This window comes from Streptomonospora mangrovi, assembly GCF_027604915.1.
GTDB lineage: Bacteria > Actinomycetota > Actinomycetes > Streptosporangiales > Streptosporangiaceae > Streptomonospora > Streptomonospora mangrovi.
This window is the reverse complement of record NZ_JAJAQC010000041.1, coordinates 59,946-71,267: the sequence shown is the minus strand read 5'-3', so window position 1 is coordinate 71,267 and position 11,322 is coordinate 59,946. Positions and strand designations below refer to the sequence as shown.

The window sequence follows — 11,322 nt, the reverse complement described above, 5'->3', positions numbered from 1 at the left end:
TCTCCAACGGCGCCTTTCGGGCCCGGTGACACCACCCCCCAGGTCATTGGTTCGACAGGGGGGAACAGTCATGCCGGGCCCGAAGGCCAGCGGCCCTCTTGCAGGACCGCGAAGAAGATAACGGGGGTACCCCGGCGTCGCGCCTGTCGGCGTGCACCGCGCGCGTGGACCGCACGGGGCAGGACGAACCTCCGGTGGCCTTGGCCGGGGCGGGCGCGCCGCCCGCCCCCCGGCGCCCGACGCGCCGCGGGGGCGCCCGCACCCCCTGGTGCCGACGCCCCCGCGGGCGCGTGCCGTGCGTCGCCGGTCCCCCGCGGCGGCCGCCGGGCGGGGCTCAGTCGTGGCCGCCGACCCCGCCGATCCGGGTGACCATCGTGGTGACGAAGGGCCGGAAGCCCTCCTGCTCGAAGAAGCGGATGTCCTCGGAGCTGGTGGCCAGGGCCGTCAGCTCGATGTCGCGGATGCCCATCGAACCCACCTGCCGGCGGATTTCCTCCAGCAGGCCCGAGCCCACGCCCGTGCCGGTGTGCTCGGGGGCCACCGCCAGGGTCTGGACGACGGCCACCCGCGCGCCGCGGTCCCAGGAGCCCTGCTCGCTCCGGCGGACGGTCACCATGGCGTAGCCCACGGTCCGGCCGTCGCGCTCGGCCACCAGCGCCAGTGTGCTGGAGTCCTCCAGCCAGGCGAGGTACTGCGCCCGGCGGCGCCGCCAGGACTCCTCGGCGTTGACGCGGGTGATGATGTCCTCAAGGTGCGGCGCGACGGTGGCGTGCTGCTCGTGCAGGGCCGCCCACAGCTCCGCCAGCTCCTCCACGTCGGCGGCGCCGAGGTAGCGGTAGCGCAGAGTCGGAATTCCGCTGTGGGTTTTGGTCGCCAACGAAGATCCCATGTTTTTTCCACCCGTTTCCCATGCGACCCCGCCTGGCGGGGCGCCCGGCACCGTGGCCGCGCCGCGCCCGGACAAGCGGGGTGAGCTGTATTCCTGACGGTACGTCCCGGGTGCGGCGGGCGTCGCCCCACCACGGGGAAAAGGACGCTGCGACGTGACGATAGGAGAAAATCACGTTTTCTTTGCCGATGGGGCGCCGCGCGGGGGAGCCGTACCCCGCCACCCCGCCCGCCGCCGCGCACCCACCGCACGGCACAATGGGGCGATCTCCGGCCGCCCCGTACGGGGCGGGCGCGACCTCGTGGAAGGGAGCCCGGACATGGGCGAGCGCACCCCTCTCGGCCGCACCGCCGTGCTCGCCCCCGGCGGCGTCGGCGGACTGCTCGCCGGGGTCCTGGCCCGCCGGGGCCACCCCGTCACCGTCGTCGCCACCGAGCCCACCGCCGAGCACATCGCGGCGGCGGGCCTGCGCGTGGACTCCGGCATGCTCGGCGACTTCCGGGTGGGCGTGCCCGCCGTGCCCACCGCCACCGAGCACGCCGACGTGCTGGTGGTCGCCGCCAAGGCCACGGCGCTGCCCGCCGCGCTGGCGCGCTTCTCGCCCCGCCTGGCGGTCGACGCCCTCATCGTCCCCCTCCTCAACGGCTTCGAGCACATGGACCTGCTGCGGGCGCACTACCCCGGCGCCCACGTGCTCGCCAGCTCCATCCGGGTGGAGTCCACCCGCGTGGCACCCGGCCACATCGCCCACACCAGCCCCTTCGCCGCGCTGGACATCGCCTACTCCGGCGCCCCGGCCGACCGCGTCGAGACCCTGGCCGAGGCGCTGCGCGACGCGGGGCTGGACGTGCGCCTGCACCACGACGAGGCGGGCGTGCTGTGGCGCAAGTTCCACTTCCTGCTGCCCACCGCGCTGGTGTGTACACACCACGGCACCGACATCGGCACCGCGCGCGCCGAGCGGCGCGCGGACCTGCTGGGGGTGGCCCGCGAGGTCGAGGCGGTGGCCGCCGCGCGCGGCCTGGCGCTGGACACCGCGCGGGTGACCGCCATGTTCGACGCCGCGCCCCCGGCCACCAAGCCCTCCATGCTGCGCGACCGCGAGGCGGGCCGCCCCATGGAGGTCGACGCGCTGGGCGGCGCCCTGCTGCGGGCGGCGGCCGAGGCGGGCGTGCCCGTGCCGATCACCGAGCGGGTCGTGGCCGACCTGCGCGCCGTCGACGCCGCCCGCTGAGCGCCCGCCGGCCGCGGGAAAGCGCGGCACAAGCGCACGGGACCGCGCGGGGGAGCGTCGGGGGAGTGCGCGGGATCGCGCGGAAAGCGTGGGGGAAGGCGCGGGACACGCGCGGGGGGACGCGCGCGGTGTGCAGGAGATCACGCCGCGAATGCCCCCCGGGGGCGCCGAGCAGCCGCGCGTGTGTTTCCGGGACATTACATTGAGGTCATGATCGATGTGCGCCGGTTGCAGTTGCTCCAGGCGCTGGACCAGCACCAGACGGTCGCCGGCACGGCTGAGGCGCTGGGCGTCACCCCGTCCGCGGTCTCCCAGCAGTTGGCCGCGCTGGCCAAGGAGACCGGGGTCACGCTGGTGGAGCGCCAGGGGCGCCGGTTCCTGCTGACCGGTGCCGCCCGCGTGCTGCTCAGCCACGCCGACGTGATCTTCGCCGAACTGGAGCGCGCCCAGGCCGACCTCGCCGAGTACGCCGAGGGCAAGGTGGGGGTGGCCCGCGTCGGCTCCTTCGCCACGGCCATCTCCGACCTGGTCGGCCCGGCGGTGGCCGCGCTGCGCCAGACCCTGCCCGGTTGGCGGTTCGAGATCGTGCAGGCTGAACCCGAGCACAGCACCGAGATGCTGCGCGCCGGGCACATCGACATCGCCGTCACCCAATCTTCGGCCAGCCTGCCCCCGGCGGGGTCGCCGGAGTTCCAGATGACCCCGTTGATGGTCGAGCCGTTCGACGCGGTGCTGCCCTACCAGCACCCGCTGGCCGCCCGCGCCGACCTCGACCTGGCCGCCGACCTCGCGGAGGCCGACTGGATCCTCTCGGCCCAGGGCACCCCCTGGTACGACTGCGTCGTCGCCGCCTGCCACCAGGCCGGTTTCCAGCCCCGGGTGCGCCACACCGTGCACGAGTTCAGCGCCGTCTTCGGCCTGGTGCAGGCCGGGCTGGGTGTGGCGCTGCTGCCCCGGCTGGCCTGGACCGGGCTGCCCACCCCGCACGTGGTGGTGCGCACGGTCCGCGACACCGCCCGCCGCCACATCATCGCCCTGGCCCGCGCCGGTTACAACGCCGACCCGTTCCTGGCGGCCGTGCGCGAGGCCGCCGCCAAGGTCCCGGTGCCGTCCGTGGACCCCCTGCTGGTGTCGGGCCACCGCGCGGGATAACCATCCGCCCCCTCCCACCCCAGCCCCTCGCTCACCCGAAGTCGGCCGGGCCCGGCGGGGCCGGCGGCTCGGGGGCGGCGTCGTCCAGTACCCGGCGGGCCTCCTGCCACAGGTAGCGGCCCAGCAGCAGGATGGGCCGCCACGCCCATGCCCCCGTGTTGGCGGCCAGCGCGATCCGGCGGCTGCCGCCCAGTTCGCCCAGCGGCGAGTGCACCACCCCGCGCCGGGTGGCCGCCGCCAGCTTGGGCAGCACGCCCACCCCCATCCCCGCCGCCACCAGCTCCTCCACCATCTCCAGGTTGTCGATGCGGTGCCGGATCAGCGGCGCGAACCCGGCGCCCGCGCACAGGCGGCTCACCAGTTCGTCGTCGTCGCTGCCGCGCGAGTTGGCGATCCAGGAGGCGTCGGCCAGCCCCCGCAGCCGCGCACGCGTCATGGTGCGGCTGGTGGCCGGCCCCGCCGAGGGCTGGGACAGCAGCAGCGGCTCGGTGCCCAGCGGGCGCAGCGTCATGGTGCCGGGGAAGCGGCGCGGCACCAGGCTGTAGTCGTAGACCAGCCCCAGGTCGGCGGCGCCCGACTGGAGCACGCGCAGCGCGTCGTCGGGCTCGTGCTCGATGAGCCGCACGTCGATGCCGGGGTGGTCGTCGCGCAGCCGGCGCACCGCCGGCAGCACGATTGGGGTGGCCACGCTGACGAAGGTGACCAGCGACACCCGCCCCACCGGTTCGCCCTCGCCGGCCAGCTCCGCCTGGGCGGCCTCCACCCGGGCGAGGATGTCCACGGCGTGGCGGGCCAGGCGCTGCCCGGCCGGGGTGAGCCGCACCCGGCGGCCCTCGGGCGCCAGCAGCCGCGCGCCGGCCTCCTTCTCCAGCACCGCGAAGTGCTTGGAGACCGCCGAGGTGCTCATCCCCGCCACCTCGGCGACGGCGCCCATGGTGCCCCACCGCTCCAGCTCGACCAGCAGCCGCAACCGCGTCAGATCCATCCACCAAAACTACACGGTTCGTCCACCAATGGTCCGTGGACAGAAACAAACCCGCCCAGTGCAATGGTCGGGTGATCCGCTTTCTCCCCTTTTCCGCTGGACTGCGCCCTGCCCTGGACCGCGTCCCGCCCGCCGCGCTGCTGCTCGGCGGGATGTTCGTGCTGCACACCGGAAGCGCGCTGGCCGTGCACGCCTTCAGCCAGGCCGGCCCCATGGGCGTCACCTGGCTGCGGCTGACCTGGGCCGCCCTGCTGCTCACGGCCCTGGGCGGGCGCTCCCTGTGGCGGGCGCTGCGCGCCGCGCGGCCCCGCGAACTGGGCACCGCGGTGATCCTGGGCACAGCGAGTGCGGGGATGATGGTGCTCTACTCCGAGGCGACGGCGCGCATCGACCTGGGCACCGCCACCGCCCTGGAGTTCCTCGGCCCCCTGGCCGTGGCCGTCCTGGCGCTGCGCCGCCGCCGCGAGGCCGTGTGGCTGGGCGCCGCCGCCGTGGGCGTGCTGCTGCTCACCCGGCCCTGGACCGGCGAGGCCGACCCCGTGGGCGTGGCCCTGGGCCTGGCCGGAGCGGTCTGCGTGGCGCTCTACATCGTGCTCACCCAGCGGGTGGGGTCGTCCTTCCGGCCCGTGCACGGCCTGGCCGTGGCCATGGCCGTGGGCGCCGTGCTCACCGCGCCCGCCGGGCTGCCGCCGGTGCTGGCCGCCCCCGACCTGGGCCGCGTCCTGTGGGTCACCCTGGTCATCGCGGTGCTGTTCCCGCTGGTGCCGTTCCTGCTGGAGATGATGGTGCTCCAGCGCATGAGCCGCACCGCCTACAGCACCTTCGTCAGCCTCGAACCCGCCGTCAGCCTCGTCATGGGCCTGCTCATCGTCGCCCAGACCCCCGCGCCCGTGCAGGTGGCCGGCATGGCCCTGGTGGTCCTGGCCGGGGTGGGCGCCGCCCGCGGCGACGACCGCGCCGCCCTGGCCCGCGTGCGCCGCACCCGCCGGCGCCGCGCGGCCGCCGCCGACGCCGACCAGCCTCCGCCGCCCGAGGCCGCCGGGCCGGCCGCCCCGCGCACCCCCGAACGGGTGGGCTGACCCCGCCGGCGGCGGCCGGATCCGGCCACGCCCGCCCCGCGACGGGGCGGGCGGCTGCCGAACGCACCCGCGCGGTCACCGCTCCCTGCGGCTGCCGCCATACTTCTTGTGCACCGCCTGCTTGCTGATGCCGAGGATGGTCGCGATCTCGCTCCAGGTGTAGCCCTGTGCCCGCGCGCGCCGGACGTGGATCGCCTCCAGCCGCTCGACCTCCCCCCGCAACCGCACGGTGGCGTGCAGCGCGGCCAGCGGAGACTCCCCGCGGGCCGACTCCAGCAGCGGCGTGATGAGGTCCTCTTCCATGGGACCAACCTACGCCGTCCCGGTGCGCGGCGGGCGGCGGTCCGAAGGCCGCGAAGCCCGCCCGGCACGGCCCTCCGGCAAGATCCACTAAGGTCAGGCACAACCATGAGCACAAAATCCGACCTCGAACTGCTGCGCGCCTACGAACCCGTCCTCGTCTACACGCGCGGCGAGCTGTTCTTCCCCGCCGACGTCGAGTCCTATGTGGGCTGCTGCTCCCTGTGGTGCGAGGACCGCGAGGGCAAGGAGGTCGAGGTGGTCCCGGCCGGCGAGCTGACCCTGGACCGCCTCGCCCAGGCCGAGCAGGAGTGGCCCGGCCGCTACAAGCACCTGCGGTTCGTGCAGGCCGCCTCGCTGCGCGCCGAGGCCCGCCGCCACCGCCGCAGCGCGCGCCGCGTCATCCCCCGCAGCGGCCGCCTGGCGGCCGTGGGCGTGCTGGGCCGGGTCGTCGACATCCTGATGAAGCTGTCGCTGCTGATCCGCGGCGCCGTGCCCGGCGGCGTGGCCGCCGCCGCGGCCACCCGCTACCGCGACCGGGTCGACGCCGCCGGCACCGCCAGCTACTACGGCCGCGTGGTCCGCGAGGGCGGCTACATCGCGCTCCAGTACTGGTACTTCTACGCGATGAACGACTGGCGCTCCACCTACGGCGGCGTCAACGACCACGAGGCCGACTGGGAGAAGGTCACCGTCTACGTCGTGGAGGACTCCGAGGGCCGCACCCGCCCGGTGTGGGTGGGCGCCTCCTCCCACGAGTACTTCGGCGACGACCTGCGCCGTAGCTGGGAGGACCCCGATCTGCGCCGCGAGGGCGACCACCCCGTCATCTTCGTCGGCGCCGGCTCCCACTCCCACCAGATGCTGCCCGGCGACTACCTCATCCAGGTCGACCCCGCTGTGCTGCGCTGGGTGGTGCGCGCCTGGCGGTGGGTGGGCGAGCGGATCTTCCGCGGCGACAGCGCCTTCGCCCGCCACGGGATCGGCGTGCCGTTCGTGGACTACGCCCGCGGCGACGGCGTGCGCGTGGGACCCGGCGGCGACCGCACCTGGACCGCCCACGTCATCGACGACGACACCCCCTGGGTGCGCGGGTTCCGCGGCCTGTGGGGCCGCGACACCGGCGACTTCTTCGAGGGCGAGCGCGCCCCCAGCGGCCCCCGCTACGAGCGCGACGGCACCATCCGCTGGTCCTGGGCCGACCCCCTGGCCTGGGTGGGGCTCCAGAAGGTCCCGCCGACGGAGTCCGCCGCCCGCGTCCAGCTCGCCGCCCACCTGGGCGACCTGGAGGAGCGCATTCGCGAGGCCGACGCCGAGATCCTGCGCCGCCGCGACGCGCTGCGCCGCCTCACCGCCGCCCGCCTGGTGCTGGGCCACGACGCCCACTCCCAGAGCCGCGCCCAGGAGTACGACACCCGCATCCGCGCCGACGAGAAGGAGCTGTCGGCCGCCTACCGCCGCCGCGCGATGATGAGCGACGAGCGCGACTCCTGCCGCGCCGCCCTCGACGGCGCGGTGCCGGTCGCCCCCAGCCCCACCGAGCACCTGCGCCGCCCCCACCTGCCCTACGCCACCGGCCAGCAGCGCACCACCCGCTTCCTGCACGTGTGGGCGGCGCTGAGCACGCCGCTGCTGATCTGCGCGCTGGGCGCCATGCTGTTCCTGCGCGGCACCTACACCGCCCCCGCGATGATCGGCGTGGTGCTGGTGTTCGCCATGGTCGACGCCATGGCCCGGCGCAAGCTCATGCCGTTCCTGACCGGCGTGGCCGTGCTGCTGCTGGCCGTGGCGGTGGTGGTGGGCATCATCGCCGCCTTCGCCGCCGACTGGCGGATCGCGCTGCTGGTGCCCACGGGCGTGGTGGTGGCGATCCTGCTGTGGGTCAACATCCGCGACCTCATCCGGGGCTGAGCCCCGGGGCGGACCGGCGGGGACGGCGGACAGGCGGGGACGGCGGACCGGCCGGCGCGAGTGACCGGCCGATGTGGGAGTCGACCGTCCGGGGCGGCGGGCCGCTCCGGACGCTCAGCCCTGGGAATCCGCCAGCCCCGAGGCGCGGATCGTGATGTTCAGCCGTCCGGCCGCCAGCCCGATGCCCTCCGGCGCGGTGCCCGGCCGGGTGCGCGGCACCCCGTGGTAGGCCAGCCGCGAGGGGCCGCCGAACACGAACAGGTCGCCGCTGCGCAGCTCCACGTCGGTGTAGGGGCGGGTGCGGGTCTCGGTGTTGCCGAACCGGAACACGCAGGTGTCGCCCAGGCTCAGCGACACCACCGGGGCGTCGGCGCGTTCGTCGCGGTCCTGGTGCATGCCCATCCGCGCCTCGGCGTCGTAGAAGTTGACCAGCGCGACGTCGTAGGGCGGTGACTGTGGCGCCGGAGGGCGGCCGTAGGCGGCGGCCACGCCCTCACGCGCCAGGCGGCCCAGCAGGTCGGGGAAAGGCCGCACGGGTCTGCCGTCGGGCAGGGTGCGGGAGTACCGGTAGGGCTCCCAGTACCAGCCCAGCGCCGCCATGCGCACGCTCATCAGCCCGCCGCGCGGCATGCGGTGGCGGCGCATGCCCGCCGGGCCGCCCGCCCACTCCCGGCACAGCGCCACGAGGTCGCGCTGGGCGGCGGGGTCCAGCCAGCCCGGCACGTGCACCGCCCCGGGCGCCACCTCCAGGGGCGTGCCGCCGAACAGGTCGGCGGTCTCACCTGCGGCGTTCCTGCGGTCCATGCCTCCATCCGACCACGGGCGACCGGCGGTTCACAACACGGGTAGGACCGCCTGTGCACAACCCGTGCGCCCCGTGCGGGAACTGGTCCGGTCGCCCGCGCGGGCAACGGTTCGGCCGGCCGTGCGCGCAGCGGTCGGATTGTGCGTCCGCAACCCGGGTACCGAGTCGGCCAGACCACCGCAGGCGTAGGTACCATGGAGGCGCGTTGTGCACGTGAAAGCGGAACCCCGGGAGGTGAGGCCGATGAGCCAACCTCCCAGTACGGCCTGAAGCCGCGCCAGATCCGCGCGGCCCCGGGCCGCCGCGCGTCCCGAGGCCGCTCTCCGCCGACCTCGACACACCAGGGGTGTTCCCATGGCCCAACGCAACCCTCTCGCCTGGCTGCCCAGCATCCGCGACGCCCAGCAGGCCCGCCGCTCCACCCGCCCCCAGCCGCCCGAGCGGTCCATGGACCCCCGGGCCGACCACCGCCCCCACAGCGATGAGGGCACCCCTCCGGTGCAGGACAGCGTCATCGACGCCGCCGTCTACGTCGACGGCCGCCGCCAGGAGGGCCCCGTCGACATCTCCGACGTCGCCGACCTCCACCGCCGCACCCCCGGCCACGCGGGCGGCCTGGCCTGGATCGGGCTGCTGCGGCCCGCCAGCTCCCAGCTCCTGGAGGTCGCCGAGGAGTTCGGCCTGCACGCCCTGGCCGTCGAGGACGCCATCGTCGCCCACCAGCGGCCCAAGCTGGAGCGCTACGACGACACCCTCTTCGTCGTGCTGAAGTCGGCCCACTACCTCGACGCCGCCGAGGAGGTCGAGTTCGGCGAGATCCACCTGTTCGTGGGCCGCCACTTCATCATCACCGTGCGCCACACCGACGCCCCCGACCTCTCGGTGGTGCGCAAGCGCCTGGAGGACGAACCCGACCTGCTGGCCCTGGGCCCCGAGGCGGTGCTCTACGCCATCCTCGACGCCGTGGTCGACGGCTACGCCCCCGTGGTGGCCGGGCTGCAAAACGACATCGACGAGATCGAGACCCAGGTCTTCGCCGGCGATCCCGCCGTCTCCCGCCGCATCTACAAGCTCTCGCGCGAGGTCATCGAGTTCCAGCGCGCGGCCCAGCCGCTGCTGCCCATGCTGCGCTCCCTGAACGAGGGCTTCGAGAAGTACGACACCGACGCCGAACTCCGCCGCTACCTGCGCGACGTCGCCGACCACGCCACCACCGTCGCCGAGCGGGTCAGCGGGTTCCGCGACATGCTCCAGAACATCCTCACCGTCAACGCCACCCTGGTCACCGAGGCGCAGAACGACGAGATGCGCCGGGTCACCGAGGCCAGCTACCTCCAGGGCGAGCAGGTCAAGAAGATCTCGGCGTGGGCGGCCATCCTGTTCGCGCCCAGCCTGATCACCGGCGTCTACGGCATGAACTTCACCCACATGCCCGAGCTGGACTGGGTGTTGGGCTACCCCTGGGCGCTGGTGCTGATGCTGGGCATCAGCGTGGCGCTGTATGTCGTCTTCAAATGGCGCAAGTGGATGTAGCGGATGTGACCGCGCGGGTGCGACAGGCCCGTGGGGGTGGGGATCCAGGCCGGGTGCCGAACCGCCCGAGGCGAGGGCCGTCCGCGGTGAGGGCCGTCCGCGGTGAGGGCCGATGGCAGCCGCCCCGGCCCCCACCCCCCACCCGCCTACCCTCTCTCGGCGGCCTGCTCCTCCTCCACCCAGGCGGCCAGGGACCTGCCCTGGATCGCGGCGGCCATCAGGTCGGGGAACTTGTCGGGGGTGCAGGCGAACGCCGGGACCCCCATGGCGGCCAGGGCGGCGGCGTTGTGGCGGTCGTAGGAGGGCGCGCCCTCGTCCGACAGCGCCAGCAGCACCACCACCTGCACGCCCGCGGCGGTCATGGCCGCCACCCGGCGCAGCATCTCCTCGCGCACCCCGCCCTCGTAGAGGTCGCTGATCAGCACCAGCATCGACTGCGAGGGCCGGGTGATCAGCCCCTCGCAGTAGGCCAGGGCGCGGTTGATGTGGGTGCCCCCGCCCAACTGGGTGCCGAACAGCACCTCCACCGGGTCGCTCAACTGCTCGGTGAGGTCCACCACCGAGGTGTCGAACACGACCATGGAGGTGCGCAGCGCCCGGATGGAGGCCAGCACCGCGGCGAACACCCCCGCGTAGACCACCGAGGCCGCCATCGACCCGCTCTGGTCGATGCACAGCACCACGTCGCGCTGCACGCCCCGGCTGCGCCGGGCGTAGCCCACCAGGTTCTGCGGCACCACGGTGCGCTGCTCGGGCAGGTAGTGCTGGAGGTTGCGCCGGATGGTGCGGTCCCAGTCGATGTCGGCGACCCGGCGCGGGCGGTGGGTGCGGGCCGAGCGGTCCAGCGCGCCCTGCACCACCGCGCGGGTGCGCTGGGCCAGGCGCTTCTCCAGGTCCTCCACGACCTTGCGCACCACCGTGCGCGCGGTCTCGCGGGCCTGCTCGGGCATGACCTGGTTGAGGGAGAGCAGCGTGCCCACCAGGTGGACGTCGGGCTCCACCGCCTCCATCATCTCCGGCTCCAGCAGCAGCCGGTCCAGGCCGAGCCGGTCCATGGCGTCGGCCTGCATCACCCGCACCACGCTGGTGGGGAAGTACTGGCGGATGTCGCCCAGCCAGTCGGCCACGGCCGGGGCCGAGCCGCCCAGGCCGGCGGAGCGGGGGCCGCCGCGCCCGCCGGGACCGCCCGAGCCCTGGTCGTAGAGGGCGGCCAGGGCGCCGTCCATGCGCTTGTCGGCGGCGTTGAGTTCGGCGAACTCCGAGGCGGCGGCGCCGCCCAGCACCAGCCGCCACCGGCGCAGCCGCTCGGGCTGGTGCTCGGGCTCGGCGAGGGCGGCCGGGGTGTCGGTGAGGTCGGTCATCGGGGGTGCGCGGCGGCCGGCGGGCGGGCCGGCCGCCGCAGCCTCCTCTCGGGGTCGGCGGGGCGAAGGGGGC

General features: G+C 74.8%; 10 protein-coding genes. 5 read left to right on the top strand and 5 right to left on the bottom strand.

From position 1 onward, the window contains the following. Nucleotides 1–334 precede the first annotated feature (334 nt). Nucleotides 335–889: a GNAT family N-acetyltransferase gene (locus tag LG943_RS20965; RefSeq protein ID WP_270074038.1), complete on the bottom strand. Its 555-nt coding sequence runs from the start codon at nucleotides 887–889 to the stop codon at nucleotides 335–337. Between the two features lie 319 nt (nucleotides 890–1,208). On the opposite strand from LG943_RS20965, the gene LG943_RS20960 reads away from it, so the two are divergent. Then, nucleotides 1,209–2,123 carry a ketopantoate reductase family protein gene (locus LG943_RS20960; protein WP_270074037.1) on the top strand — a complete coding sequence of 305 codons (915 nt, stop codon included), beginning with the start codon at nucleotides 1,209–1,211 and terminating at the stop codon, nucleotides 2,121–2,123. A 210-nt stretch (nucleotides 2,124–2,333) separates the two neighbouring features. Next, nucleotides 2,334–3,275 carry a LysR family transcriptional regulator gene (locus tag LG943_RS20955; protein ID WP_270074036.1) on the top strand — a complete coding sequence of 314 codons (942 nt, stop codon included), beginning with the start codon at nucleotides 2,334–2,336 and terminating at the stop codon, nucleotides 3,273–3,275. 31 nt (nucleotides 3,276–3,306) lie between these two features. Here the strand turns inward: LG943_RS20955 and LG943_RS20950 are convergent, their stop codons facing one another. After that, nucleotides 3,307–4,260 carry a LysR family transcriptional regulator gene (locus tag LG943_RS20950; protein ID WP_270074035.1) on the bottom strand — a complete coding sequence of 318 codons (954 nt, stop codon included), beginning with the start codon at nucleotides 4,258–4,260 and terminating at the stop codon, nucleotides 3,307–3,309. Between the two features lie 71 nt (nucleotides 4,261–4,331). On the opposite strand from LG943_RS20950, the gene LG943_RS20945 reads away from it, so the two are divergent. Further along, nucleotides 4,332–5,339, top strand: a complete 1,008-nt coding sequence (locus LG943_RS20945; RefSeq protein ID WP_408648627.1) for an EamA family transporter — start codon at nucleotides 4,332–4,334, stop codon at nucleotides 5,337–5,339. Between the two features lie 75 nt (nucleotides 5,340–5,414). Here the strand turns inward: LG943_RS20945 and LG943_RS20940 are convergent, their stop codons facing one another. Further along, nucleotides 5,415–5,642, bottom strand: coding sequence for a helix-turn-helix domain-containing protein (locus LG943_RS20940; protein ID WP_270074034.1), 228 nt, complete (start codon nucleotides 5,640–5,642; stop codon nucleotides 5,415–5,417). Nucleotides 5,643–5,747: 105 nt separating this feature from the next. Between LG943_RS20940 and LG943_RS20935 the strand changes: the two genes are divergently transcribed. Beyond that, nucleotides 5,748–7,550 carry an NPP1 family protein gene (locus LG943_RS20935; RefSeq protein WP_270074033.1) on the top strand — a complete coding sequence of 601 codons (1,803 nt, stop codon included), beginning with the start codon at nucleotides 5,748–5,750 and terminating at the stop codon, nucleotides 7,548–7,550. Nucleotides 7,551–7,664: 114 nt separating this feature from the next. On the opposite strand, the gene LG943_RS20930 is transcribed toward LG943_RS20935, so the two are convergent. After that, nucleotides 7,665–8,354: an alpha-ketoglutarate-dependent dioxygenase AlkB family protein gene (locus LG943_RS20930; RefSeq protein WP_270074032.1), complete on the bottom strand. Its 690-nt coding sequence runs from the start codon at nucleotides 8,352–8,354 to the stop codon at nucleotides 7,665–7,667. Between the two features lie 355 nt (nucleotides 8,355–8,709). Between LG943_RS20930 and LG943_RS20925 the strand changes: the two genes are divergently transcribed. After that, a complete protein-coding gene (locus LG943_RS20925; RefSeq protein WP_270074031.1) occupies nucleotides 8,710–9,888 on the top strand; it encodes a magnesium and cobalt transport protein CorA in 1,179 nt (392 codons plus the stop codon). 146 nt (nucleotides 9,889–10,034) lie between these two features. On the opposite strand, the gene LG943_RS20920 is transcribed toward LG943_RS20925, so the two are convergent. Next, complete coding sequence (locus LG943_RS20920) at nucleotides 10,035–11,249, bottom strand: VWA domain-containing protein (protein ID WP_270074030.1); 1,215 nt, start codon at nucleotides 11,247–11,249, stop codon at nucleotides 10,035–10,037. Nucleotides 11,250–11,322 lie beyond the last annotated feature (73 nt).

Excerpts from the sequence above, each read along its gene's own strand:
- LG943_RS20965 (WP_270074038.1), bottom strand. The coding sequence starts at position 889 with ATGGGATCTTCGTTGGCGACCAAAACCCACAGCGGAATTCCGACTCTG.
- LG943_RS20960 (WP_270074037.1), top strand. The coding sequence starts at position 1,209 with ATGGGCGAGCGCACCCCTCTCGGCCGCACCGCCGTGCTCGCCCCCGGC.
- LG943_RS20955 (WP_270074036.1), top strand. The coding sequence starts at position 2,334 with ATGATCGATGTGCGCCGGTTGCAGTTGCTCCAGGCGCTGGACCAGCAC.
- LG943_RS20950 (WP_270074035.1), bottom strand. The coding sequence starts at position 4,260 with ATGGATCTGACGCGGTTGCGGCTGCTGGTCGAGCTGGAGCGGTGGGGC.
- LG943_RS20940 (WP_270074034.1), bottom strand. The coding sequence starts at position 5,642 with ATGGAAGAGGACCTCATCACGCCGCTGCTGGAGTCGGCCCGCGGGGAG.
- LG943_RS20935 (WP_270074033.1), top strand. The coding sequence starts at position 5,748 with ATGAGCACAAAATCCGACCTCGAACTGCTGCGCGCCTACGAACCCGTC.
- LG943_RS20930 (WP_270074032.1), bottom strand. The coding sequence starts at position 8,354 with ATGGACCGCAGGAACGCCGCAGGTGAGACCGCCGACCTGTTCGGCGGC.
- LG943_RS20925 (WP_270074031.1), top strand. The coding sequence starts at position 8,710 with ATGGCCCAACGCAACCCTCTCGCCTGGCTGCCCAGCATCCGCGACGCC.
- LG943_RS20920 (WP_270074030.1), bottom strand. The coding sequence starts at position 11,249 with ATGACCGACCTCACCGACACCCCGGCCGCCCTCGCCGAGCCCGAGCAC.